The 25,441-nt window shown below is 70.9% G+C and carries 13 protein-coding genes and 2 pseudogenes; 5 read left to right on the forward strand and 10 right to left on the reverse strand.

Going from position 1 to position 25,441, the window contains the following annotated elements; translation table 11 throughout:
• Positions 1–22: 22 nt before the first annotated feature.
• On the reverse strand, positions 23–13,222 hold the full coding sequence (locus tag AMK27_RS04430; RefSeq protein ID WP_073902676.1) for a hybrid non-ribosomal peptide synthetase/type I polyketide synthase: 13,200 nt from the start codon (positions 13,220–13,222) through the stop codon (positions 23–25).
• A gap of 481 nt (positions 13,223–13,703) precedes the next feature.
• Between AMK27_RS04430 and AMK27_RS04435 the strand changes: the two genes are divergently transcribed.
• From AMK27_RS04435 to AMK27_RS43415, 3 genes and pseudogenes are all read left to right on the forward strand, one after another.
• Entirely contained in the window at positions 13,704–14,132 is a 429-nt protein-coding gene (locus AMK27_RS04435) for an SSI family serine proteinase inhibitor (RefSeq protein ID WP_073902677.1), read from the forward strand.
• 203 nt (positions 14,133–14,335) lie between these two features.
• On the forward strand, positions 14,336–14,968 hold the full coding sequence (locus AMK27_RS43410) for a hypothetical protein (protein ID WP_241847295.1): 633 nt from the start codon (positions 14,336–14,338) through the stop codon (positions 14,966–14,968).
• 119 nt (positions 14,969–15,087) lie between these two features.
• Positions 15,088–15,660 (forward strand): annotated as a pseudogene (locus AMK27_RS43415) (IS5 family transposase); the annotation flags it as partial.
• Between the two features lie 2 nt (positions 15,661–15,662).
• Here the strand turns inward: AMK27_RS43415 and AMK27_RS04450 are convergent.
• The gene (locus tag AMK27_RS04450) at positions 15,663–16,280 is read right to left on the reverse strand and encodes a hypothetical protein (RefSeq protein WP_073902678.1); all 618 of its coding nucleotides are present in this window, start codon (positions 16,278–16,280) and stop codon (positions 15,663–15,665) included.
• Between the two features lie 73 nt (positions 16,281–16,353).
• Positions 16,354–16,806, reverse strand: a complete 453-nt coding sequence (locus tag AMK27_RS04455; RefSeq protein WP_143204808.1) for a hypothetical protein — start codon at positions 16,804–16,806, stop codon at positions 16,354–16,356.
• A gap of 448 nt (positions 16,807–17,254) precedes the next feature.
• On the opposite strand from AMK27_RS04455, the gene AMK27_RS04460 reads away from it, so the two are divergent.
• Entirely contained in the window at positions 17,255–17,845 is a 591-nt protein-coding gene (locus tag AMK27_RS04460; RefSeq protein WP_073902680.1) for a transposase, read from the forward strand.
• Between the two features lie 14 nt (positions 17,846–17,859).
• Here AMK27_RS04460 and AMK27_RS04465 read toward each other — a convergent pair whose 3' ends face one another.
• On the reverse strand, positions 17,860–18,357 hold the full coding sequence (locus AMK27_RS04465; protein WP_241847296.1) for a hypothetical protein: 498 nt from the start codon (positions 18,355–18,357) through the stop codon (positions 17,860–17,862).
• On the opposite strand from AMK27_RS04465, the pseudogene AMK27_RS04470 reads away from it, so the two are divergent.
• A pseudogene (locus AMK27_RS04470) lies at positions 18,295–18,701 on the forward strand (IS5/IS1182 family transposase); the annotation flags it as partial. The gene AMK27_RS04465 and the pseudogene AMK27_RS04470 overlap by 63 nt on opposite strands.
• A 1,029-nt stretch (positions 18,702–19,730) precedes the next feature.
• On the opposite strand, the gene AMK27_RS04485 reads toward AMK27_RS04470, so the two are convergent.
• The 6 genes from AMK27_RS04485 to AMK27_RS04505 all read right to left on the reverse strand — a co-directional run bounded on the left by AMK27_RS04485 (position 19,731) and on the right by AMK27_RS04505 (position 25,420).
• Positions 19,731–20,186, reverse strand: a complete 456-nt coding sequence (locus tag AMK27_RS04485; protein ID WP_241847297.1) for a hypothetical protein — start codon at positions 20,184–20,186, stop codon at positions 19,731–19,733.
• Positions 20,187–20,484: 298 nt separating this feature from the next.
• Positions 20,485–21,006, reverse strand: a complete 522-nt coding sequence (locus AMK27_RS04490; protein ID WP_073902681.1) for a hypothetical protein — start codon at positions 21,004–21,006, stop codon at positions 20,485–20,487.
• A gap of 175 nt (positions 21,007–21,181) precedes the next feature.
• Positions 21,182–22,042 (reverse strand): GNAT family N-acetyltransferase, encoded by an 861-nt coding sequence (locus tag AMK27_RS04495; protein WP_338014282.1) that lies wholly within the window; start codon positions 22,040–22,042, stop codon positions 21,182–21,184.
• A 115-nt stretch (positions 22,043–22,157) separates the two neighbouring features.
• Positions 22,158–23,519, reverse strand: coding sequence for a cation:dicarboxylate symporter family transporter (locus AMK27_RS04500; protein ID WP_073903941.1), 1,362 nt, complete (start codon positions 23,517–23,519; stop codon positions 22,158–22,160).
• A 579-nt stretch (positions 23,520–24,098) separates the two neighbouring features.
• The gene (locus AMK27_RS42625; RefSeq protein ID WP_158076895.1) at positions 24,099–24,257 is read right to left on the reverse strand and encodes a hypothetical protein; all 159 of its coding nucleotides are present in this window, start codon (positions 24,255–24,257) and stop codon (positions 24,099–24,101) included.
• Positions 24,254–25,420 (reverse strand): oxygenase MpaB family protein, encoded by a 1,167-nt coding sequence (locus tag AMK27_RS04505; RefSeq protein ID WP_073902682.1) that lies wholly within the window; start codon positions 25,418–25,420, stop codon positions 24,254–24,256. Before AMK27_RS04505 ends, AMK27_RS42625 begins: the two co-directional genes overlap by 4 nt.
• Positions 25,421–25,441 lie beyond the last annotated feature (21 nt).

Consider the following 25,441-nt stretch of genomic DNA (forward strand, 5'->3'; position numbering starts at 1 on the left):
TGCACGGCAAGGCCTCTGCCGATCAAGGGACTTGAGCCACCTCTGAGGTCGGGTGCGTGGATCCGGCAGGTGACACCCCGGGGAAGCCGGCGAGGTCGTCGTCCTGCGCGGCGACCGCGTGCCCCAGGAGATGCAGCGGGCCCGCCGTGACTCCCGCCGCTTCCACCCCTCGCCAGTAGGCCAGCGCGAGCCGCGCGTCCACCAGGCCGTGCACCAGGGGGAGCTCGGGGTCGACGGCGTGCAGCAGCGACTCAAGGCGACAGGAGGCGATGGTGTCGGGGAGCCAGGAGCGCGCGGCGTACCCCGCTGCCACGGCGGGCGGCAGCCCCGGAGCCGTACGGCGCTCCACGGATCCACTGATGCCTGCGGACCCACCGACACCGACGGATCCACCGACATCGACGAACCCATCGGCGCCCGCGGATCCACCGACGCCCGCGGATCCACCGGATCCTGCCGCGCCGACCGTGAGCAGACCACCGCCGACGATCAGGACGTCGCGCCGATCCCGCATCCGGGCCAGTGCCTTCGTCGTGTCGAAGCAGTGCGGGAAGGAGTCGTCGACGACGATCGTGCCCGGCCGGAGGCGCGACACGTCGAGGAGCGTGCCGCCGCCGCTCACGGCCGTGACGAGGAGATCAGCCTCGTAGACCGCCGCAGGGAGGGCGGACCGGCCGGACTCGTGGACCTCCACGTTCCGGGCCAGACCGCGGGCGATCAGGCCGTCCGCCAGTGTGCGCAGCCGTTCCGCACTGCCGGGGACATCGCACAGGAGCAGCCGTGCGGGCGGCTCGGACGCGAGGGTCAGGAGCAGTTCGAGCGACGAACTGCCGATGGAACCCAGGCCTACCACGGCAACGGAGAGGTCGGCGAGTCCGGGGAGGTCACCGAGCTCACTGAACCGGCCGGGCTCGCCGAGGCCCCGGCGACCGACGGGTCCGAGGCCCGTCCGGACCAGCGCGGCATGGACGGTCTTGACCACGGAAACCGCGGTCGCCGCATGCCCGGTCGTCAGCGCCGTCGGAGCCTCCGTCTCCCGCAGGACGCCGAAGCCGTACGCGGTCAGGGACGGGATCATCCCCGCGAGCGAGACGGAGCGGGCGCCCGACGCCGCCGCCAGCTCGACGGCCCGGGCGGTCCGGGCGGCGAGGTCGGGCGTCGACGCGAGCTCGTCCGCGAACAGCGGCAGGCACACGAATCCCGAGCGTCCCAGTGGTGTGTCGATCTCCTCCAGGAGCCGTGGGCGCCCGCCCGGGAAGAGCAGCTCCCGGAGCTGTTCGCGCGACGCTGCCGCGTCGGCGGTCGCCTGTGTGCCGGTGCGGCCCGGACGGCTGTGCCCGCCGACCGCCGTCGGCGCGGCAAGCAGCTCCGGCGGCGGGAGGTACCCGATGAGCGCGGAGTCCAGGACACCGGGGGAGGAAGCCCCGACGGAGGAAGCCCCGACCGAGGAAGCCCCGACCTGGGAAGCCCCGACGGAGCGGCGTGGCTCCCTTCCGCCCGTTCCGAGCGCGCTCTCGATCAGTGCGTTCCGCAGGGTCTCGGTGAACGCGGCGAAGGCCGCCTCCTGGGGGAACGCCGCGGTGGCCGCGCGCAGCGTCACCCGCAGCTCCCCCTCGCCGACCGGCCGCACCGCCAGGAACGTGTCCGTCCCGACCGGCGGAGGCGCGAGTTCGGCGTCGGCGTCGTCCCAGCGCACGCTCAGTGTCTCGCCGCTCATCGGCCCGAGGGCCGAGAAGTCCAGGTAGGTGAAGAAGAACTGCGCCGTCGGCGGAAGCCCGCCGTCGCCCCGAGGGGGCTGGACGTCCTCGGAGCGGGCCGCCTCGACCTCCTTCACGACCGCCCGGAGGTCGTCGGCGAAGGTGCGGCGGTCGGATCGGAGGCCTGACCGGCGGCCGGGCCGGAGCGGAACTGCCGCGGCGTAAGGACCGAACACCAGGTGGGCGTCCGGATGGGCGTCGTCACGACCGGACACGGCGAGACCGAGGATCAGATCCTCCTGCCCGGTCGTGGCCGCCAGCGTCCGGTAGTAGGCGGTGAGGACCGGGGCGAAGAGCGTCGTCCCCGCGTCGGCGGCGATCCGGCGCAGCGCCGCGACCTGGTCGGCGGCCAGGGTGAATCCGGTCGAACGGTACGCAGGCGCCTCCGGTTCCCTGACGGAGATCCGGTCCCCGGCAGGGCGTCCGAGGACCGGACGACGGTAGGGCTCGTCGTCGCGGGCGGAGACTCGACACGAGCCGCCGCCGACGGACGCGGACCGGTGGTCCCGCAGTTCGACGTGGTCGCGGAACGCGCCCCGCAGCGGCGGGAGTTCCGCGCCCTCACCTCGTACGACACGGTCGTAGACGGCAAGCAGCTCCCGGCCGAGCAGCGCCACGCTGTAGCCGTCGCCGATCAGATGGTGGGCATGGACGACGAGCGCGTGTTCGTCGGGCCCCAGGGTGAGCAGCCGCAGCCGCAGCAGCGGCCAGGCCCAGGACTCGAAGCGCCGTTGCCACTCCTCGGCGATCCGCGCGGCGAGGAGGTCCGGTGCGTCGAGGGTCTCGAAGTCGACCGGAAGCCGGAGGGTGGGCGGGAGTTCCTGCTGGACGGGCGGCCGTACGCCCGCGGGGAACACGGTCCGCAGCATCGGATGACGTACGACGCAGGCGTCGACGGCCTGCTGGAACGCGTCGGGTCGCAGGGGCCCGTCGACCCGCAGACAGGCGAGCCATGCCGTCGGTGAGCCGGGCGCCATCGCCTCCGCGAGCAGGAACCCGCGCTGCGAGGGGGAGAGCGGGAAGGGGGAGGGGGACAGGGCCGGTGCCGAGGCCGCCGGCTGGGACGGTGACGGAGACGCCGGCTGTGCCGAGGCTGTCGGCTGTGACGGTGACGGCGGCTGTGACGCGGCCGGCGACGGTTCGTCCGTCGGGCCACGGTCGATGGCGGCGGCCAGCGCGGCCAGCGTCCGGTGGCTGTACACCACCGTGGGACGGGGCAGGGCCGGGATCGTCTCCCGCAGCCGGGCGAACACCTGGAGGATGAGCAGGGAGTCGCCGCCGAGGGCGAAGAAGTCGTCCTCACGGCGGATCGCGTCCGCGTCCGCGTCGAGGAACTCGGACCAGACACGGGACAGCAGGACCTCGGTCGAGGTCGAGGGAAGCGATCCCGATGCCCCCCGCCCGGGCAGCTCCGGTTCGGTTCCCGGGGGCTTCAGAACGGCACGGTCGATCTTGCCGGTCCCCGTCAAGGGGAGTTCCTCGACGAGGTGGATGCGGGCCGGGAGCATGTACTCCGGAAGCGTCCGCGCCAGGTGGGCGCGCACGGCCGTGGAATCCGGAGCCTCAACGCCCGGCAGGCACTGCACGAAGGCGCTGAGCCGTTCCTCACGGTGGACGACCGCTGCGCGGGCGACTGCGGGGTGGGTGAGGAGCGCCGACTCGATCTCGCCGAGTTCGACACGGTGACCACGGATCTTCACCTGGTCGTCGAGGCGCCCGAGGAACTCGAGGACTCCGTCCTCGCCGCGCCGGACACGGTCGCCGCTGCGGTACCAGCGGCGCCCGTCGCGTTCGACGAACGCGGCGGCGGTCAGCTCCGGGGCGTGGAGATAGCCGGGGGTGAGTCCCACGCCCGCGATGAGCAGCTCACCGGGCTCACCCGGTGCGCAGCGCCGTCCGCCGTCGTCCGAGACGACGTCGACCTCCGTGCCGGTGAGGGGGGTCCCGATGGGGAGGGTCCGCACGTCGTCGGCGGGGCGGGTGTCGATGATGTGGAAGGTGGCGTTGATGGTGGACTCGGTGGGCCCGTAGAGGTTGGCGATCCGGTGCCCGGGTCCGAACAGGTCGTACCAGCGGCGCACATGAGCGGGCGGAAGCGCCTCGCCGCCGACGTGGATCCAGCGCAGGGCCGAGAGATCGGGCGAGAGCCCGCCCGCCCGGACGCGCGTCTCGGCCGCTTCGAGCAGCCGGGACCACAGGCTGGGCACCGAACTCCACACCGATATCCGGCTCTGCTCGACCCGGTCGAGCAGAGCCTCGGGGTCCCGGAGGAGCTGCCGGGGGAGGGTGACGACCGTGGCCCCCACGAGCAGGGGCGCGAGGAGCTGGCGCACGGACGCGTCGAAGCACAGCGACGCCGTCTGGGCGAGCCGGTCGCCTGCGCCGTAACCGAAGGCGGCGAGCGCCCAGTCGAGGTAGTTCGTCATCGAACGGCGGGTGATGGGGACGGCCTTGGGGCGCCCGGTGGAACCGGAGGTGAAGATGACGTAGGCGAGGGAGTCGGGACCGGGCGCGGGGGACTCGTCCGCCGGGGAGGGGGTGTGAGAACCGACGGAGGAGGCGTGCGGCCGGAGAGGTGAGGCGTGCGGCCCGAGGCAGGGCGCATCGGCCGCGACCAGGGTGATGCTCGCCGATGAGGCGAGCGCGGCAGCCGAGTCCTTGGTCGCGGCATGGCAGACGAGCACCCCGGTGCGGGACCGGTGCAGCTGATCGGCCAGGCGTACGGGCGGATGGGCGGCGTCCAGAGGGACCCAGCCCGCACCGGCCCGCAGGATGCCGACCACTCCGATGACGGCGTCGGCACCCGGTTCGGTCAGAAGACCCACCAGGTCGCCCGGGACCACTCCGCTGTCGCGCAGCCGGGCGGCGAGGGCGCCCGAAGCCCGGTCCAGCTCGGCGTAGGTGAGGAGGGAGCCGTCCGTGTCGACGGCGACGGCGTCGGGTGTCGCCCGGAACTGGGCGCGCAGGCGCGCGACGATGTCGCGCCCGGCCGGGGATGCGGTGTCAGGTACGGAGCCGGCGAACTCGGTCGCGTTCGCAGCGAATTCGCCGGTCGCGTCACGCGCGTCCGTCACATCCGCCCCGTCCGACCTGTCCGTCCTGCCCTTCTCGCCCGTCCCGGCCGGCGGTGCGGCGAGCCCGGCCGCCTCGTGGAGTTCGGCCACGTGCTCGGCCGCGAGGCGCGCGACCGTGGACCGGTCGAAGAGCCGCGCCGGGAAGTTCCACGAGAAGGCCAGCTCGCCGTCGGACTCCCAGCACAGCAGGCTGAGCCGGGTGGCGGCGGAGGCCGTTCCGGCCGAGGCCGGACGTACCTCCACCGGGCAGTCGGGGTCGAGGGCGACCGGGAACCGCGCGAAGCTGAAGGACGCGGGCGCGGTGGTACGAGGCCCTGCACCGTCCGCCGGAAGGAGTCGGGCGAGGTCCAGGCTCGTGAGCCGGCTGTGCCTTTCACTCTCGGGCCACGCGTCGCGGAGCCGTACCGCGAGCGCGTGCACGGAGTCGTCAGGTCCGACGCGGGCGGGAACCGGGAGGGTGTCGGCCAGGGGTCCCACCAGCCGGTCGATGCCGGCCAGGCGCGCCTCACGGCGAGCCCTGGCGACGTTCACGGTCACGTCCTCCCGTCCGCCGCTCCACCGCGAGAGGCAGCGCGCGTACACCGCGAGGAGCAGGTGGAACAGGGAGACGCCATGGGTGGCGGCCGTCTCACGGAGCGCGGCCGTCAGGTGGGGGCCGGGGGCCATCTGGTGGGCGAGGAGCGGGGGTTCGGGCAGACCCAGCGGATCACCGTCGTACGGGAGCGCGAGCGGCTCGCCCCGCCCGCCGAGTACCTCACGCCAGTACGACCGGTCCTCGGCGAGGGCCGAGTCCGAACGCTCGGACTGCTCGTGGGCGACGTAGGCGGCGAAGTCGAGGGCCAACGGCGGGAGTTCCGGGGTGCGCCCCAGCGACAGGGCGGTGTAGAGGGTCCAGAGCTCCTCGCCGAGGATGTTCAGGCTGAAGCCGTCGGCGGCTGCGTGGTGGACGACGAGCACGAGCCGGGCGAACCGCTCGGCGGCATGCCCGCCGGCACCGTTCGCATCGCCTGCGCTGCTCGCGCCGGCGGTGGCGAGCACGGCGCGGACGGGAGCCTCCGCCGTGAGGTCGAACGGGCGGTTGCACAGGGCCTCTTCGAGCGCCGCGAACTCCTCCTCCGGAGGACGGACACCGGGCAGTGCGCGGACCTCGTACCAGTCGGGGGCGTGCATCCTCGGGGTGCCGTGCGACGCGGACGGTGCCACGGCCTGCGCGGGCGCCGAATCCCCGGGAAGGAGACGGATGCGAAGCATCGAGTGACGGTCGGCGAGCAGACCGAGCGCCTCACCGAGGAGGTCGGGGTCCAGGGGTCCGCGGATGTCCTGGCTGACGTACCCGTAGGCGGGTACGTCGGGGTACAGCCCGCCCTGGGTGTGGAAGGCGAGCTGGACCGGCGTCAGGGAGAAGGGTCCTCCTGCGGGAGCCTGGTCGGTTCCGCTATCGAGTTCTGCTTCGGGCTCACCGGGCGTACTGGGCGCACCCGGCTCACCGGGCTCACGACCGAGTTCGCGGGCCAGCTCGCCCAGCGTGTGGTGCTCGAAGAACAGCGTGATGGGCAGGGAGCGGTCCAGCTCCTGCTCCAGCCGCTTGACGAGGTCGACGGCCATGAGCGAGTCGAGCCCGAGCCCGAGGAGCGGGTCGTCGTCGCCGAGGGCGTCGGGGGAGACATGGAGCGCCTCCGACAGCAGCCGCCGCAGGACGTCCGACACACTGCCGGATGGGGTGGTCGCAGCCTGGTCCGTGCGCGAGGCGGTCGTCGGGGCGGCGGAGAGGAGCGGAGGTACGCCAAAGCCGGCGGAGGTACGAGGCGCGGGGGCCGCCCTCCGGCCGAGGTCGGCGACGACGATCTGGGCGGCGTCGAGGCCGCAGGCCGTACGCAGGGCGTCCAGTGCCTCTCCGGTCGCCAGCGGAACGGGCCCGCGCGCGGAACTCGTACCGGAGACGAGTCCCGTATCGGCGAACGCTGCGAAGTTGACCGCCAACCACGCCCGACCGGCCGCGCGTTCGGCGGCGGCGAAGGCGTCGAGATAGGCGTTGGCCGCGGCGTAGTCGCCGATCGCACCCGCCAGGCCTGGCAGGACCGAGGCGACCGAGGAGAACGCCACGCACAGGGCGGGGCGCAGGTCGTGCCTGGCGACCCCACGGGCGAGCAGTTCGGTGCCCCGCGTCTTGGCGGCCAGGACGTCGGCCAGCTCGTCGGGGGTCTTGGCTCGCAGAGTCCCGGGCCGTACGACCCCGGCCGCATGGATCAGCACGTCGAGGCGCGGCAGACCGGCGAGCAGCGTGTCGATGTCGGCCGCGCGGGAGACATCGGCGGCGCGGTAGTCCACGGTGGCGCCGAGCGAGCGGAGTTCGGCGAGCAGCCCGGTGGGAGGCTCGGCCGAGCGACCGGTCAGCAGCAGGGTCGGTCGGCCCCGCCCCGCGAGATCGCGGGCCAGCGCGGCGCCGACCCCGCCCGCCCCACCGGTGATCAGATACGTGCCGTGGGGCGGCAGGGCCGCCCCGTCGGGGCCACGTCGCATGCCGGGCTCCGTGGTGACCGCCTCGGTCGTCCGGCCGAGGCGTCGCCCCGCCCGCCAGGCGACGGCGTGCGCCGGCCGAAGCCCCGCACCGCCGTCCGCCTGCGCCTGCGCCAGGGGCCGAGCGGCGAGCTCGTGGTCGAGTGCGTCGAGCTGCGCGTCCGTCCCGTCGAGGGACGACAGGTCGACGCTGTGGGCGACCACACCGGGGAACTCCGCAGGCAGCGCCAGCGTCAGCCCGGTCAGGACCGCCTGCGCCGGGCGTGGACGCTCGGGTCCGACACCGGTGACATGGACGTCCTCGGTCACGACGAGTACGCGCGGGCGGTGGAGCGCGAGTTCCGGAAGGAGGTTCTGAAGCCCGGTCGCCATGGCGAGCTGAGCCGCGTCGAGTGCGTCGGCGGATTCCGGCTCCACGGCGGGACCTGCGAGCAGGACGACCACCTCGGGGGTCGGCGCCCCCTCGGGAACCGCGCCGTCGCCGACGAACGTGTCGCTGGCTGCCCGCCGGACCGTGACACCCCGGCTCACGAGCCGGTCCGCGAACGCACAGGAGAGCGGCGAATCCGGCCCTGCCAGAAGTACGGAACGAGGCCCGGGTCCGACGGCCGACGGAGCGTCCTCCCACCCGACGCGGTGCACCAGCGGCGTCGAGCGGGCCTGGGGCTGCGCCGGAGCAGGAGCCGCGGATGGGTCGGAGCTCTGGTGCGGAGCCTGAGGCAGCGAGACGGGCGGCCGGGGCAGGGGAGCGGCGGCCGGCCAGTAGCGGCGCCGCTGGAAGGGATACGTGGGTACGTCGGAGATCCGGGCCCGGCCGGCATCCAGGCCGCTGCGGTCCAGCGGCACACCCCGCTCCCAGAGCCGGCCGACGGTCGCGAGGAGCCCACGTGCACCGCCCTGGTGCCCGGCGGAGAGGGCGACCGCCCGGCCTCCGCGCGGGTGCGCGCCCGCGACGGCGCGCACGGAGCCGCCGAGTGCGCCGGCGCCGAGCTCGACGAACGTGTCGTACCCGTCACCGAGCAGCCGCTCCACCGCAGCACCGAAACGCACCGGCTGCCGGGCATGGGCACGAAGGTAGTCCGGCTCCAGGACGGGCTGCCAGCCGGCGGTGACGGTGCTGATGAGCGGTGTCGACCTGAGCGACATGGTCCGCTCCGTCAACGTCCGGAGTACGAGAGTCCGCGCGGCTTCGGTGAGCGCGTCGAGGGCCGGATCCATCAGGGGCGAGTGGAAGGCGCGGGAGACACCGAGCCGACGGGCGACGACGCCCCGGGCGGACAGGGCGGCGATCGCGCGCTCGACGGCGGTCTCGGTCCCCGCGAGGACGACCTGGTCGGGACCGTTGACGGCGGCGACGCTCAGCTCGCCCTGCGCCCGGGCCAGCAGGTCGGCGACCGCGTCCTCACCGCAGCGCACGGCCGCCATGGCGCCGGGGGCGCACAGTTCGGCCATCAGGCGGCCCCGTTCGGCGGCGAAGCGTACGGCGTCGGCGAGCGAGAGCGTCCCGGCGACACACGCGGCGGCGATCTCGCCGACGCTGTGCCCTGCGACGGCGTCCGGCGTGATGCCCCAGGCCCGCACCTGACGGGCGAGCGCGACGCCGTACGCGACGAGGAGCGGCTGGGCGATCTCGGTACGGGCGAGCGCGTCGGGCGACGCGGTGTCCTCATCGAGGCACCAGGCGGCGAGACTGCGTCCTCCGATCGGCCCGACGTGGCCGGAGGCCTCGTCCAGTGTGGCGCGGAAGGCCGGCGCGTCGGCGTACAGGGCTCGGGCCTGACCCTGCGGCCGTACGCCCTGACCGGGAAGCAGGAGGACGAGGCGAGCCCGTGACCGTACGGGGGGACTGGTCGGCGTCACGCCGTCGAGCACGGCCTCCAGCTGCGTGGCGAGATCGCCGTCGGCGACGAGGGAGAGGCGATCGGGTCCCTCGTCACGGGCGGCGGCGACGGCGGCGCAGACGTCCCCCTCGTCGAGACGGCGACGGTCACGAAGACAGGCGGCGAGTCCGGCGGCGGCGGCACGCAGCCCGTCCTGCCCGTGGGCCGACAGGGTGAGCAGCCGGGGCCCGTGCGAAGGCACGCTCTCCGGCCGACGCGGGGCAGGCGGTTCCTCCAGTACGGCATGGGCGTTGGTGCCACCGAAGCCGAAGGCGTTGATCCCCGCGACGAGCGGACCGGGCGCCTCCCAGTCGCGTGCGGCGTCCACGAGGGCGAATCCGGAACCGGCCAGGTCGGGCGAGGGGGAATGTTCGGTCGCTGTCGCTGCTGTCGCTGCTGTCGCTGCTGTGCTCCGGAGCGGAGACGGCGGCAGGCGCCGCTGGCCGAGCGCGAGGACCACCTTCACCAGGCTCGGCATCCCGGCGGCGTTGAGCAGATGACCGACGTTCGTCTTGACCGAGCCGAGCAGCCGGAGTCGTCCGTCGGGAAGCGCGGGAAAGGCGTGGGCGAGCGAGCGGAGCTCGACGGGGTCGCCGAGGGGCGTGCCGGTGCCGTGCGCCTCCACGTACGACACGCTGTCGGGGCCAATGCCCGCGTCGCGGTAGGCCTGCGTGATGACCTCGCGCTGGGTCAGGGGGTTGGGCGCCATCAGGCTGAGCGAGCGCCCGTCGTTGTTCACGGCGGTGCCGCGAAGCACCGCGAGGACGGGATCACCGGCCTCCTGCGCCTCGTCGAGCCGGGTCAGAACGAGCGCGGCGCCGCCCTCCCCGGGGACGAACCCGTCGGCCGCCGCACCGAACGCGTGGCAACGTCCGGTCGGGGAGAGCGCCCCCGCCTTCTCCAGGAGCGCGTACCCGGCCGGCGTGAGGTTGAGATGCACGCCGCCGACGACGGCGATGTCGCACTCACCGGCCTGAAGGCTGCGGCGCGCCAGATGGAGCGCGACGAGGGCCGAGGAACAGGCGGTGTCGACGGCGAGTGCGGGCCCGGTCAGGTCGAGGCAGTGCGCGACGCGCGCGGCGAGCATGTTGGGAAGGTTCCCGGTGAGGGCGGCGGCGGGCAACTCGCCTTCTTCATGGCTCTGTTCAAGAACGCGCCGGTAGCCGCTGTCACCTGAGGCGACGAACACCCCCACCCGCCGCCCGCGCCTGCGAGGCCCGGCGTAGCCGGCCCGCTCCAGGGCCTCGTGGGAGAGTTCCAGCAGGATCCGCGCCTGAGGGTCGGTCGCCCGCGCCTCCTCGTCCCCGATCCCGAAGAAACCGGCGTCGAAACCGTCGGGTTCGTCGAGGAACGCACCCCACCGGGCGTGGCCGTCGGCCGGATCGACCCATCGCCCCTGGGGTACGGGGGTGACGGCGTCGTAGCCGTCGAGGAGCCGGTCCCAGAACGCCTCGGGGGTATCGGCCCCGGGGAGGCGACAGGCGAGCCCCGAGACGGCGATCAACGGCTTGTCGGCCGAAGCCGAGTCGTGCGGAGCGGCCTCTGCCGCCTCGTCAGGAGCAGTCCGAGCCGACCCCTCCGGAGTGGCGTACGAAGACGGGCGGCCCCCGGCAACCGACCTGTGCGGCTGGGACGCACCCGTACTCGCACCCGCACCAGCTCCGGGTCCTGCGTCGTCGCTGCCACCGGCGAGAATGAGCCCGGCGAGGGCGGCCACCGTCGTGTGGTCACGTACGTCGGACGGGCGCAGCACGACACCGAACGCGTCCTCGAGCCCGGCCAGCACCTCCATGGCCTTGAGCGACGAGCCTCCGAGCGCCCGGAAGTCGTCGTCCAGCCCGATGGCACTGCCCGGCAGCCCGAGCGCCCGCGCCCAGAGACCGAGCACGACGGCCTCGATGTCGGGCCGGGACAGCGGCGCGGCGGCCGGCGGGAGCGCTGCGGACGGACCTTCGGCGATACGGGAAGCATCCACTCCAAGCTCCCGACGCGCCCCCACCCCGTCCACCGTGCGATTGCCACCCCGTACGGCCGACCGCTCATGAACCAACTCCTCCGACCGGCCCCCACTCCGCTGCCGAGGCAGAGTGTCGGACGACGGCTGCCGGACCTCGGCCAGCTCCGTCACGTCCGCCGCCATGTCGGCTGTCGCGTTGGCCGCCATGTCGGCTGCCATGTCCGCCACCGCTTCGGCCGTCACGTCCGCTGTCGCGTCGGCCGTCACATCGCCCGCCATGTCCGCCGCCACGCCGGCCGTCACGTCCGTCGTCAGGGCTCCGATCCCCGAGACCCCCACGGACGCCCGCCCCGCGATCTCCGGGTACTCGCCCCTCTCGAAGCGCTCACGGAGCACCCCGCGACGCACCTTCCCGCTCGTCGTACGCGGGAACCCGCGTACGGGCAGCGCCACGACCCGTACGTCGTCGTGCCCCAGGGCCGCGCGGACCCGGTCGCGGACCGCGTGCAGGAGCTCGGCGGTCACGGAGGACAGGGGAGGAGCGGGCGCGAGGAAGACGACCACCCGCTCGCCACCGCTGCTGTTCCCGTCGCTGCCCTCGCTGCCCTCGCTGCCTTCAGCGTCCGGGAGGTCGGTCGAGCCCACGACCGCGATCGGGCACAGAGCGAGGCCCGGCGTGTTCGCCGCGACCTCCTCCAGGTCCGACGCGTGCAGCGTGTGCCCGTCGACGAAGACGACGTCCTTGGACCGGCCGGTCACACAGAGCCGCCCCTCGCGCAGGAACCCCAGGTCCCCCGTACGCAGCCACGCACCGCGAAACGCCTCCGCCGTGGCCTCCACGGCGCCGTGGTAGCCGCGGGCCACCTGCGGACCGCTGACCTCGATGTGGCCGACCCGGCGCTCCTCGACGGGGTGCCCCGCGTCGTCGGTGATCCGTACGGCGCACCCGTGCACGGGGCTGCCCACGTCCATCAGTTCCACCGCGTCCGGTCCGGGCGCGGTGTCCACGGCGCGCCCGCGACCGAGCGCGGCCCTGTCGAGGGCGAGCGGCCGGGCGACCTCCCCGGGCGGCGGGAACGTGACGGCAAGGGTGGACTCCGCGAGGCCGTACACGGGAGTGGGCGCGTACGCGGGGAGTCCGGTCGGTCGCATCCGCCCGACGAAGGCCCGCCAGACGGCCGGCGAGATCGGCTCGGCGCCGACCAGCATCATCCGTACACACGTCAGGTCGAGACGCGCGAGTGCGTCCGCCGGGACGCGTCGCTCGACGAGGGCCAGGGCGAAGTTGGCGGCCGAGAGCAGCGTCGCCCGATGCCGGGAGGCGGCCTCCAGCCACCGCAGGGGCCGCTTGGCGAACGTCAGCGGTTCGATCCGCACTTGCCTGATGCGTGCCGACATCGGCACGAGGTGGGTGCCGATGAGCCCCATGTCGTGGAAGTACGGCATCCAGGTGGCGAGCACATCCGCGGAACGGATGCCTGCTGCGGCGCGGATCTGCGCCAGATTGGCGAGAACGGCCGCGTGCGTCAGTTCGACCCCCTTCGGCGCTCCTGTGCTGCCGGAGGAGAACTGCAGAAACGCCACGTCGCCGGGCACCCGCTCGGGCAGCGCCAGCGGAGCGGGGTGCTCGCGGAGCTCTTCGAGTGTCAGGGAGCGTACGGAGCCGGGCAGGGCATCGAGCACCGGCAGGGCCGAGGCGCCGACGGCGACCGGCGGCTCGTCGAGGAACTCCCACACGGGCCGCACGCGCCGTACGTCGGGGGCGAGCGGTACTGGGACGAGCCCGGCGGCGACGGCGCCCCAGAAGAGCGGCAGGAACTCCTCGCTCCGCTCGGCGGGCAGCACCACATGGCTTCCCGGCGCGAGCCTGGCGTCGAGGAACCCTCCGGCGACGCGCAGGGCATCGGCGATCAGGGCGCGATGGCTGACGGTCCTCTCCGTGCCGTCGCCGTCGACGTGGACGATGCCTTCGTCGGGCGCGGCCTCGGCCGCACCGGCCAGCACGTCCCACAGCACTGTCTCGCCGTATCCCCGCATCAACGCCCCCCGTGCATCTGCCCGAGGTGAGCCCTCCCGCGGCCGCGCGAGAAGGACCGCTCCGGGTCTGCTCTGTTCTGATCTGAAAACTGAAATGGATGGAACTGACCTGAACTCAACCGAATCGGCCTGGACCAGACTGAACGGGACTGCACGGAACTGGTCTGTTTCGGTCCCCGGTCATCATGACTGATCACAGATCCCGCACAGCACCGGAGAGCGCCCCGAGGCCCACGACCAGGAGCGTGATGCGGTAGGGAGATGCGGCCGAAGGACCGGTGAGCCATCGGGGTGATCAGGCCCGAGGAGTGGTGCCGGAGGCCCCTCCGGCGTGACCTCTTCGCGTAGACCGGGGTTGGGTGATGGCGGAGGAACCACTTCCGCACAGCACCCCGTCACCGACCACGACCGCCACCCCCGGTCGGCGCTGCTCCGGCCCGCCGCCCCGGGCCGCGCCGGCCCTCATGACCCGGAGTCGTCCATGCCGCGCTTCACCCGCCTTGCCGTGGCCCTGTCCCTGGCAGCCCTCTCCACCTGTTCCACCGCCGCGGTCGCCTCCGGCGTCGCACCGGCCCCCGTGGACCACCTCACCCTGACGGTGACCCACAGCGGCGATCCGGCCGCCGACGGCACGTTCGAGCTCACCTGCCACCCGGCGGGCGGCACGCACCGCGCACCGCAGGCGGCCTGCGACCGACTCGACGAAGTGACGACGTGGGGCACCGACCCCTTCGCACCGCCGCAGCCGGACTCCCTCTGCACGATGCAGTACGGAGGCCCGGCCACGGCCCACGTCACGGGCACATGGGCGGGCCGCCCGGTGGACGCCACGTTCAACCGCACGGACGGCTGCGAGATCGCCCGCTGGGACAGCTTCACGCCGGTACTGCCCACGATGACGGCGGCCTGACGCCGCTCCAGGGCGATCAGGGGGCGTTGGGGGAGCGCGCCCGCCCTCGGCGCCCGCGATCCGACCAGACGGAGCGTCCTCCACCTGCGTACGACGCTGCGGGCACTCCTTAACATGAGCGGCTCGGCGTGCCTCGGGGGTAGCCTGTCCCGCTCATGGGGCCTGCGTGATCAACGCGTCGGGTTGTCACGAAAGGAGGCCTCGTGCGGCCGCTGAGAAGGCTCTTCAAGACGCTCAGGCACACCCACGAGGCACCCGGCGACGAGACGTTCGCGAAAACCAGACCGTGTGAGTGCTCCCCCGAATGGCCGGCGCTTGAGACAGTGGCAAACGGCTACATCATGCGCGCGCTGCCTTCGTCGCACTACAGCATCATGACGAACCCGGAGATCGGGACGTTCGTTGCTCGGTGCACGGAGTGCCACGCCAGGTACCCGGCACCGTGGACAGTGGACGCGAACGAGCCGATGCCCTACGGCTCCGCGCGGGACGCCGCCGAGCTCACTGCCCAGGAGCGTCCGCATGGCCCCGTCGAGGCGGATTACACGATCAGCACCGCCAGCGGGAACGATTGGCCCGCGCTGCCCGGGACCGACTACGCGACGCTCCTCCGGCCTCGCTCACTGGTCTGCGAGTCGGTCGAAGCGGAGGGGGATCACTCCTTCCGTACAGGAACAGCTCTGATCTCGGTCTCATGGGAGCTCGCGGGCACTTGGGCGGTACACGTCGAGGGTGCTGCTTCCTTGGAAGCCGCCGACCTGATCGTCGAAGAGATGGCACGACAACTCGGGGAGGCGGCCGGCGAGACGGCCCTCCAACACAGGGTCAACGGCTAGCACCGCCTGGCCGATCTTTCTCGGAGCCGGATCGGTCCGGGCGCCGCGACCGAACGCTGATGCGCACGGACGATGGTGGAGTCGACCGGGATGTCCCCAACGACTTGGGCACGGAGTAGTGGATCGTCTCGGTAGACCCCACCATCGTCCGGGCTCATCGGCACGCCGCCGGGGCCTGTCGAAGGGGCCCCGGCCGGTGAGCCAGATAATCATGCCCTCGGACGTTCCTGCGGCGGCTTGACCGCCAAGATCCACCTCGTCGCGGACAGCTGCTGTCGTCCGCTCGCTTTCACCGTCACGCCTTGCCAGGCCGGTGACGCATCAGCTTCTGAGCAGGTGATGGCCCGCTTGCGAGTGCCTCGTGTCTCGGTCGGCCCCGTACAACCCCGCGCGTGGTCTTGGCGGAGAAGGCGTACTCGTCTCGCGTAATTCGTGGCTACCTAAGACGACATGGCATCAGAACGGTGATTCCTCAGCCTGCGGACAGGGTCGCGAATCGCATACGCCGCGGCAAGACTGGAGGTCGGCCTCCCGCGTTTGATCGCGACGCCTACAAACAGCGCAACACCGTAGAGCGATGCATCAACCACCTCAAGCAATGGCGCGGACTCGCCACCCGATACGACAACACCGCAACGATCTACCTCGCTGCGCTCCACATCGCCGGGATCTTCATCTGGGCCCCGAGGTGACGTCAGTCGTCGAACCAGACGACCAGCCTCACGTCGTCGTCGCCGTGCAGTTCGGCGAGGGTTCTCATGACGGTCCAGACGGGGCCCCACTCATGGTCCGGCACTGCGTCGCGGCGCCTGAGGCGCTCGACACGGAACATCTGGTCTCCATCGATCCACTGGGAGCCCTCCGGGAAGTGCATGCCGGGATGACACGCGATGCGGGCCGACTGTCCGCAGAGCTGGACGAATCGCTGAGGGGCGGAGTAGTGCCGCTGGAGGAACTGCCAGTCGCCTTGCGGATCAAGGTAGTACTCGTGGATGTAGGCATCCGGCTCGGCGGACTCCTCATCCCAGTCGACCCGCTTGATCTCCGTCCAGCTGACCCAGCTCGCGCTTCGCCCGGCCGTCGTCTCATGGCCGTCGCGGACACGGTTCGATACGTCGGCAGGCAGTCCACGGACGGGAGCCACCGGCACGAACTGCTCGTTGTCGCAGACGCCGAACAGAGCGCCAAAGGCGTCGTAATTTCTCGGCACCTTCAGGTGGTCCAGGTCGATGGTGGCGTGCCAGAACGAGTCCGCCTCATGGTCTCGATAGTCACGCTGGCACTCGATGAAGCCCCAGATGTCCTTACCCATGCCGCGATGATGCCGGGCCAGCCTCCCTCAGACCAGGCACTACTCTCCCCGGCCTTGATCCAGAAGACACCCCCTAGTCCTGCCTCCCTGAAGTTGCTCGAGCGATAGTCCAAGGTGGGTGGCCGTGCCGTGCAGCGTGGGTACGGAAGTCGAAGAAGCCCAGACCGTCGATCTTGCACTCGGTGTCTATCTCTTCGAGCGTCCAGCAGTGGTCGGAGTAGTCGTCGATGGCGACGCCGCCGGCTTCGAGGATGTGTGACAGGAGACTGCGGATTTCGGCAGTACCGTCGAGGTGGCTGGAGACGCTGACCAACAGGTCCCAGGTCGGGCGGTGGTCGAGCACGGAGTCCAGCAGGCGTACGTCCTCGGGATCCCAGCCGCCGAACAGGGGACCGTCCTGCTCGTCCTCGATGTCGATGTAGAGCTCCCCGTCCGTCCAGTATCCATTCTTGCCGGGCATTAGCCGGTCAAGCCGCGCGGCTGTCGCGGTCGACTCTCCAGCGGGGAATACGTAGACACTGCGCATGGGCGGAGCGTAAACGGCGACGCAGGGCTGCGGCCAGGGAGTTCCAACCCGGCCATAGATTGCCCTCGTCGACGGTGGCAGCGCGAGCGGCGACTTCGCTGAATGACCGATGTCGACGTTCACCGTCGAGGTACGGCACTGCTGGCTGCCACCAGCTCTACTACCGCCACGAACGCAAGCCGGAACACTCCCTCATCTACGACGACTGACCAAGCGAAACGACGTCTGACAGAGCGTTTGGTCCTGGCGAAGGTGTTTGATCCCGAGCCCGGGTGGGTGGCTGCCGTGAGGTGACTGCAGTGCATGGTGTTTGCGTGTCAGATGTGGTTGCTGACTGCGGATGCCGGTCCCTTTAGAGTCCTTCGCTCCCGTCCGATCCCAGGGCGCCCCCGCTCAGCCCCGTTTGCGCCCTGCCTGTGGAGGTACCGACAGCCGGTGGTACCGAAACATGCGCCAACGACAACGGCCGTATCCGAGTGACCTGCCCGAGGCCCGGTGGGGCCTGCCGGAACCGATTCTGTCGGCCTGGCGCGCCGGGCGGAGAAGGAAGGGCCTGGACATCGGACGTCCACCCGAACATGACCTTCGCCGGATCATGGACGCGGTCCTCTACGACAACCGCACCGGCATCACCTGGCGCTACCTGTCCCACGACTTCGCACCGTGGGAAACCGTCTACGGGTATTTCGCGGCATGGCAGAAGGACGGCGTATTCGACCAGCTCATCAACGGCCTCCTCCGCAGACTGGTGCGCGAAGCCGAGGGGCGGGAGGCCGAGCCTACGGCCTGCGTGCTGGACGCCCCGAGCATCAAGACGTCCGCCAGCGTCCCGGCCGCAGGCCAGGGTAGCGACGCAGGCAAGAAGATTGCGGGCCGCAAGCGCCACATCGGCGTCGACACCCTCGGCCTCCTCCTGGCCTTGGCCCGCGACTACGAAACCCACACGCACCGTTCTGAAGGCATGATCCGTATCGCGATGGTCGACCTCATGAGCCGCCGGCTCACCCGTGAATCCACTCCGGACTGGCGCGACACCTGACCGCCCGCGGCCAGTCACACCTCGACGGGCCAGACGGTGACGTGTTCCCGTGCCACACGAACCTCAACCCACGATCCGTCAGCACCTTCCGGCAGCGGCGGGTCGCCAAGATCGAACAGGATCTGAGTGCCACCGACGTCCAGGACAACCCCTCCGTCCTCGAAGAGGCTCAACTGGCCACGAAGGACGATGCGGTCGCAGTCTTCCTGCAGCTCAGAGACACCAGAGGCACTTGGCCACGCGTTCACCATCCAGGCGATGTCCTCATCCACAGTCCACTCGACGTAGTGCTCTCGCCCGACTGCCTCAGAGGTTCCCTGCCAAAGCACCACCACGGTGCCCACCGCCGAGTGCACTCGGACAGCCAGGGGCCCCGACGGGGCGGGCTGAACTGCATCAACTTTGACCAACACCCCGCCATCATCCTCGACTGACTTACAGAACACCCTCACCAGGAACTCCGCCGACGCCGGGGAAAGGGGGCTCCAGGCCGGGGCGAAATCGACGACCACGCCCTCGGAGCTCCCGCGGCGGCCTGAGCACGAAGATCCATCTCGCCAGTCACGCCCGTGCACGGCCCCTGGCCAATCCGCGCCACCGCAGGCCAGGCGGGCGACGCCCCGGCCTTCGAAACCGTCAGCCCTCCGATCGGATCGGCCACCGGCTACCGCGAGGCAGTGCGGGCAGTCGCCCGCCGGCTCTCAACGCGGAGTCGTACAAGCAGCGCAACGCGATCGAGCGATCCATCAACCGCCTCAAGCCGTGGCGCGGCCTGGCCATGCGGACCGACAAGCCCTCCATCGCCTTCCAGGCCGCGCTCCATCGCGCCGCGATCCTTATCCGGGCATCGCGATAGCCCGCTCAGCGATCGACCACCCAGCGTGCGTCCGCAGGCCAAGAGCCCCTGCCAACGATGTGCTCCACGAGCCTGAACGCCTCACGGATGGGGACGGTGTCCTCATCCGGATACTCGTCGCCCTGCCCATTGGAGAGGACGAACCCGTCGCTCGACCCGCAGTTCCGGGGGCCACGGTGTGCTCACCGGGATCACCCTCGCCTTCGAACAGCACCACCATCGCTCGCTCGGCATTCGTCACGAAGGCCAGCAACCGTCCAGACGAACTGGTCAGCCACGTCTCTAGCCGCTCACTGTCGATCCTCGGCCGAAGAGCCTCCACAACCCCCGCCGACGACACAGGGGCAGGGCTGTCGTCATTGATCACCCAAGACTCGATCACGAGCACGACGATCTCACGGACGGGTCCAAGAGAGACAGGCAGAAGGCACTGGCTGTCGTGCGGGCCTCACGGCCACTTGTCCGGCGCCGGCCCCCACCCTGCGGACGTATCGCCACCGGCGGCGGCATCACTCGACGGATCAGCACCCACAACTCGTCCGGCATCAAACCGCTTGACCCGATCTGTCAAGTATGGATCGACGACGATCACGTCCAAGAAGCGATGTCTCAGACCGTGGCTGCAGTGGGGGCCGCTTGTCCGTGCGGCGAAAGGCGACGTCAGGCATCCGGGACCACAGTCGGCTTTCGGCGTCGACGGCGGACTGGTGGTATGGGGGTGCCGGGGGCTTTCCTGGCCGTCTCGCCACCATGCGATCCTCTTCCGCTCTCAGGGCAGGGAGCTGGGAGGTGGGGGGTGGGGACATGGCAAGGTACCTCCAGTCCCGAGCTGGTTGCCGGGGTCTGTCCGACCCACCCCCCATGGCCGCGAGTCCCTGACGATCTCCGTCCGGCCCATCACGTCGCACCGTATCCCGGGCCACTGACAACACGGCTGTTCCGCACTCCGGGGCCGGCTGGACCCGTTTTGGACGCAACGCAATGACTCTCAACGCGGGCCCCAACCTCCGTTACCCCATACGTCGTCTCTTACGGTTGAGATGAAGCCTGGGTGGCTTCTGGGAAGCCCAGTTCATCCAGCAGCGCGTCGAACAGCTCCTCCACGAAGGTCTCGCGTGCACGCAGAAGTTCCTTGATCCGAGACTGCTGCGCCGCTTTCTGGACCCCAGCCACCGAGGCCCACGCCAGAGCTCCTGCGGCGTCGGTCGGTAGTTCCGCGTCGAGCTCGGCGTGCTTGGCTCCGACGGCGGCTACGAACTCCGGGGTGGCCGACCACAGACTCACGTCGTCCACGTCCTCGGGTTCCTCGACGAGGAGAGCCGCAGCGTTGTCCAGGTTGAGCCATGCCTGCCAGCGTCGGCCGTTGGTGTCCAGGCCGGTCACGAGGGCGATGCCGCTGTCGGAGGCGTCTGCGACGCAAGCTGGTGCACCGGTCCGCTCGACAAGGGCGAGCAGGTACTCGTCCTCCCAGATGCCTTGGCTCAACTGCAGGGGTCTGTCAGCCGCCCGGTCGAGTCCACCACTCGTGCACGTCGTCCCTCAGCACTGGATCACTACTGCCGAACACGGGCGCTTCCAGCAGCGGGTGATCGTTGCGTGCAAAGACCAGGTGACCGGAAAAGCCCATGGAACCTCCTCGTTGAATACCAGCGCACCCTAGGAGCTGCCACTGGCACCAGCCGTGCGTTGGGGCCGCCGGTGACGCTGTGGTCACGGTGTCCTGCTCGTCCTGACCCGTTTCCCCTCGTGAGCTCGGGTCACAGAGCGGTGTGACAACCGGCCTTCACGCGTGGGGACCCACGTTCCACGCCGTGGGCAGATCGCTGCCGCAGAAGACGCAGACGAAGTCGCCCTCGCGCACGATGTTGTGCTCCTGGCAGTCAGGGCACCGCCGGAACACCACCTCGTGGGTGAAGCCGGAGGGCCGCCCGAGCCCCACGTCGTCCACGGCACGAGCGACTGCCGGCCACGAGGTGACGTCCGGGCAGTACCCCGTGGACTGGTTGCTGACCTCACCCACGATCCACCGGCCCGCCTCGCGCGCGAAGCTGATCTCACCGGCACTCAGAACCATGTCTCCGCCGGCGCAGGCCACATGCTCACTACGTCGAGGCGCCAGTCGAAGTACACCCTCCGTGTCGACCACGAAAGTGAACGGTTCTGCCAACTCCACCGCCGATCGCTCAGCGATCCATTCGTCGAAGCAAGCCGTCGACCTGATCCGGCGCCCGCCGTCACCAGGCCGGACCGCCGCTTTCAGCTCGACCGGTCCGACGTATCGATATCGGCGCTCCCGCACACTCACGTCAGTCAACCTAAGGCACGTCCGATGCACGCTCTGAAGCGGTCGGGGACACGGCGCGTGTGCGGTGGGGACGTCACGCACCGTCCCTGCCTGCGGTCGCTGGTGTGCCCGGCCGCGACTGTATGAAGACCGGCTGACCCACTCGGCCGGCAGGTCTCGTGTGTCGCCCAGTAGCTCACCCGTGTGTGCCGCCTGGCGCGTCCCTCTCCAAACGGATGCTCAGCTGACTGCCCAACTCCCGGAACCCGAGTGACTGGGCGACCCTTCGAGAGGCCGGCGGGCGGGCTCGCCACTGGGGGAGGAGACCTGCGGCCAGTGCGTGTGCCACTGCGGCGGAGCTGGTGTGGCGGGCGAGTCGACGGCCCCGCCACCGTGGATGCGTCAGGACGCAGACGTGCGCGGTCTCGGCGGGCCAGGCGCGATACCCCGCCGCGGCCACCACGTCCGTTCCTTCGCGTACGACGAAGGCGGGAGAGGTGATCTCCTCCATGCCGCTCTCCGCCAAGTCGCCCGGTTCGGCCGACCGCAACAGCCCCTGAACGTCGGGATGAGTGGATGCCAGTGGCTCGGCAGCGCCCTGCGGGTGCGATGCGGGGCGGAACTCGGCGCTGGAGAGGTACGCCAGGGTTGCCGGACCAAGCACGTCCGCCACCGGAAGCACGGCTCGAACGATCTCCGGCCGGGTGAGCGATGTGACCGGCACCGAAGCGAGTGCGCGGCGCAGGACCAGGGCGGCGCTCTCCGTGGGTGCGGTGGCGATCGCCGCGCTGCCCAGGACCACGATGCCGGCCCAGGAGGCCGGGCACAGCGCGGAGGTCGGTGAAACGACCACAGTGGGACCGGTGGGACCGGAAGCCTCGGTGGCACCAGCGGGACCAGTGGGTTCACTGGGCGACGTAAACGACACCGGAGCGTCGGCCAGTGTCTCCCACAGCTCACGGGCGCGGATCAGCAATGCACTGTGAGCCATGGCATCGGCATCGGCATCGGTATCGGTGTCGGTATCGGTGTCGGCATCGGACGTGTCAGCAGCCATGCCGCGATCCTTTCACCAGCAGGAGACCCAGTCCCGGTGAGAGGGGTTTCGGTCCGAGGCCCGGCTCGCAACTGTCGGCCGTGCCCCACAACCTCCCCTCCGTCCCGCTAGTTGGCTACCCCCGCAGGGTCTTCGCCTCCGGCGGCGCGGTCTCCGCAACCACCGGCGGTCCCACGGCCTCGCCCTCCGACCCGGCGCCGGCCTCGGACGTGCTCTCCGGTACGAACTCGATCTCGCCGTTCAGTACCTTCTTGGCCGTCACCCGGTCGAGCGCGCCCTCCCAGCGCGAGACCACGAGGACCGCCACGCAGTTCCCGAGCAGGTTCGTCGCGACGCGCATCGCGTCCATGATCCGGTCGACGCCGAGCAGCAGGGCCACGGCCCCCGCCGGGATGACGCCGAGGGCGGACGCCGTCGCGGAGAGGGCGAGGAAGGCAGAGCCGGGGACGCCGGCCATGCCCTTGCTGGTCAGCATCAGGACCAGGACGACCGTGATCTGCTGGCCCAGCGTCAGGTCGACGCCCACCGCCTGGGCGATGAAGAGCGTTCCGACTGACAGATAGATGGAGGCCCCGTCCAGATTGAACGAGTAGCCCGTGGGCAGGACGAGCCCGACCGCGTCGTCCCTGCAGCCGGCGGCGCGCAGTTTCTGCATCATGCGCGGCATGACGGTCTCGCTGGAGGCCGTACCGAGGGCGAGGAGCATCTCCTCGCGGGTGTAGCGGACGAACTTCCAGAGACTCAGCCCGGTGAGCGCCTTGAGTGCGAGTGCCAGGGCGAGCAGGAAGAGCAGGGCCACCCCGTAACAGACGGCGATGAGCTTCCCGTACGTGGAGAGCGCCCCGAGCCCGTACTCGCCGACCAGATGCGCCGTCGCACCGAAGACCGCGAGCGGGGCGAGCTTCATGATGAAACCGACGATGGCGAACACGACTTCCTGCGCCTGCTCGATGACGGGCAGGACGGCCGGCACCTTGGTGTGGCCGAGGTGCAGCAGGGCCGCGCCGACGAGGCAGGACAGGACGAGGACCTGGAGCAGCGAGTTCTCGGCGAAGGCGCCGACCGCGCTGTCGGGCAGTGAGTGCAGGATGAACTCGGACGTCGACGGGAGTTCCCCGCCGCCGGTCTTCTCCTCGACGGCCGAGGCGTCCAGCTTCGACGGGTCGACGTTCATCCCGACTCCGGGACCAGCCAGGTTGCCGGCCAGGAGGCCGAGGACGAGGGCGACCGTGGTGGCCACCTCGAACCAGATCAGCGCCTTGATGCCGATGCGGCCGAAGGCCTTGAGGTCACCCGCCTTGGTGATGCCGGCGACGACCACGCAGAAGACGAGCGGGGCGATCATCGCCTTGATGAGGCGGACGAATCCGTCGCCGAGCGGCTGGGCGGCCGCTGCGGCCTCGGGCCACAGCCGCCCGACGAGGACTCCGAGCAGGAGCGCGCAGGCGACCTGCGCGAAGAGCGAGGTGCGCAGCAGACGGGCTGCGCGGCGCGCGCGGGACGGCGCGGGTGGAGCTGGTGGGGCGGCGTGCGGCACGGGCACTCCTCCGTAGCGGACTTCTGTCATGCGGAAACCAACTTCCGCTGTGCGCGCCACTATTGCGGAGCTGCGTATTCCGCAGAAGACCTCATGCAACATCCACGTAAATCTTGGATCATGCTCCAAACCCGACGGTCTGGGGGAGGAGGGGGCGGGGGAGGTCTGAGTCGGGTGGGTCGTGGCGAGCCGGGCGGATCGGGAACCACTCAGCAACCTCCCCCCCCCCCGGAGCCCCGTGGCTGTACGGCCGGGGCATACCCTCGCCTCGCTCAATCCTTAGGCTGCGTGATCCACATCATTCGGGGGATCACGCATGCACTTCGTACGGAGAGTTACGAGGTGGCCATCCTTCCGAGCGGTCGGCCTGAGCGGGTTCTGCTGTACGGCAGCGTTGTCTGTCCCGGCGACCTGCGGGGGGGGGGGGGGATTGCCGGGGCTCCTGAGCTGTGGCACTAGCGCGGTTGACCATCCGGTACGAGCGAGCCGCCCTCATGCGCCTCACCGTAGGGAAACCTTCTAGCCCTTGGTCCCGTGCCCGCGCAGCGCGGCGCGGACCAGAGCGATGTCCGCCTCGGAGACGGCAAGTTCCCAGGAGCGATCCGCGGCTTGCAGGGACAGGAGGCGGAGCACTCCCTTGCCGATCGCGAGGCGGGCGGGCGGTCGGTCCGCCATCACCGTGCGGGCGTGGTGGCCGCCGGCGGTGTCCAGCGGCGCGTGCGGGACCGGGCGTCCGGGACGCCGTACTCCTTCCTGAGGTGTTCGGGGACGGCGTACTGCATCACGCGTCCCCGGGTGAGCGAGGACAGTTCGAGGACCGTCGTGAGGTGACCGAGCCGGTCGAGGGCCCAGGCGCCGAGCGGTGAGCGGTCCTCGATGGTCTCCAGGACGCCGAGCAGATGGGGCACGGCCTTGACGACCGTGTCCCAGGGCGTGCTCGGCACCTCCAGCCAGTCGGCGCTCGTGTCGCCGACGAGGTACCGGACCAGGGCCCCCACGACCGGGTCGAGCAGCGTCCCGGGTACGACCTCCTCGTAGAGCTGGATGAGCTGCCGGGTCAGGTGGACGCCCTCCGGGGACGGTCCCATGTACCGGACCATGTACTGGTCGAGGAACCGGCGCGCCTCATCGAGCGACGTGGGGACGGCGTCCTGGTCGACGCCGAGCATGGCGCCGACCACACGCCAGGCGTAGTAGTACGCCTCCGCTCCCTCCTGCGACATGTGGATGCCGAGGCGATGCAGGCTGTCGAGGACGAGCAGCGAGAAGAACATCTGCCCGCCGATCATGTCCTCCTGGCAGATCGGGACCCCCAGGGTCCCGACGTCCCAGCGCTCCTCGCGCGTGAGGTGGTGGCGGATGGAGGCGTGGAGGAGTCGCACCTTCTGCGCGGCCGGGAGGAAACGGCTGCCCGCCTCGAAGGCGTCGGGCCGCATCAGGTACACGGTGAACTGGCCGGTCGCCGCCATGCGCGTCGAGGGGTAGTTCAGCCCGTGGGTCGTCGACAGCAGTTTCGCCACATGGGGGACGAGATAGCAGGCGGGCATGGAGGCGAACGAGAGGGCGGTGGCGATGTGCACGTTGTTGTCGATGAAGAACAGCCGCGCCCGCTCCATCTCGTCCCAGTCCACCCAGGACGGCGGGGCGCTCGTGGCCTCCAGGTACTCCTTGGCGACGTCGGGCAATCCGTCCGGAAGGGGCGCGCCGGCCGTGGAGAAGAAGCGCATCAAGGTGTTGAAGGTGCCCATCTCGCCGCGCTCGAACAGAGCGGCGACAGTGGCGTCGGCGAGTTCGTCGCCGCTCTGTCGGAGGGCGTCCATCGATGTCTCGGTGTGGAGCACGGGGGAGAATCCTTCGTTTCT

The organism is Streptomyces sp. CB02009, from assembly GCF_001905825.1.
In the GTDB taxonomy this organism is placed as follows: Bacteria; Actinomycetota; Actinomycetes; order Streptomycetales; family Streptomycetaceae; genus Streptomyces.

Bases quoted from the DNA above. Each gene is read 5' to 3' on its own strand.
- AMK27_RS04430 (WP_073902676.1), bottom strand. From the start codon at position 13,222: ATGCGGGGATACGGCGAGACAGTGCTGTGGGACGTGCTGGCCGGTGCG.
- AMK27_RS04435 (WP_073902677.1), top strand. From the start codon at position 13,704: ATGCCGCGCTTCACCCGCCTTGCCGTGGCCCTGTCCCTGGCAGCCCTC.
- AMK27_RS04450 (WP_073902678.1), bottom strand. From the start codon at position 16,280: ATGGGTAAGGACATCTGGGGCTTCATCGAGTGCCAGCGTGACTATCGA.
- AMK27_RS04455 (WP_143204808.1), bottom strand. From the start codon at position 16,806: ATGCGCAGTGTCTACGTATTCCCCGCTGGAGAGTCGACCGCGACAGCC.
- AMK27_RS04460 (WP_073902680.1), top strand. From the start codon at position 17,255: ATGCGCCAACGACAACGGCCGTATCCGAGTGACCTGCCCGAGGCCCGG.
- AMK27_RS04495 (WP_338014282.1), bottom strand. From the start codon at position 22,042: ATGGCTGCTGACACGTCCGATGCCGACACCGATACCGACACCGATACC.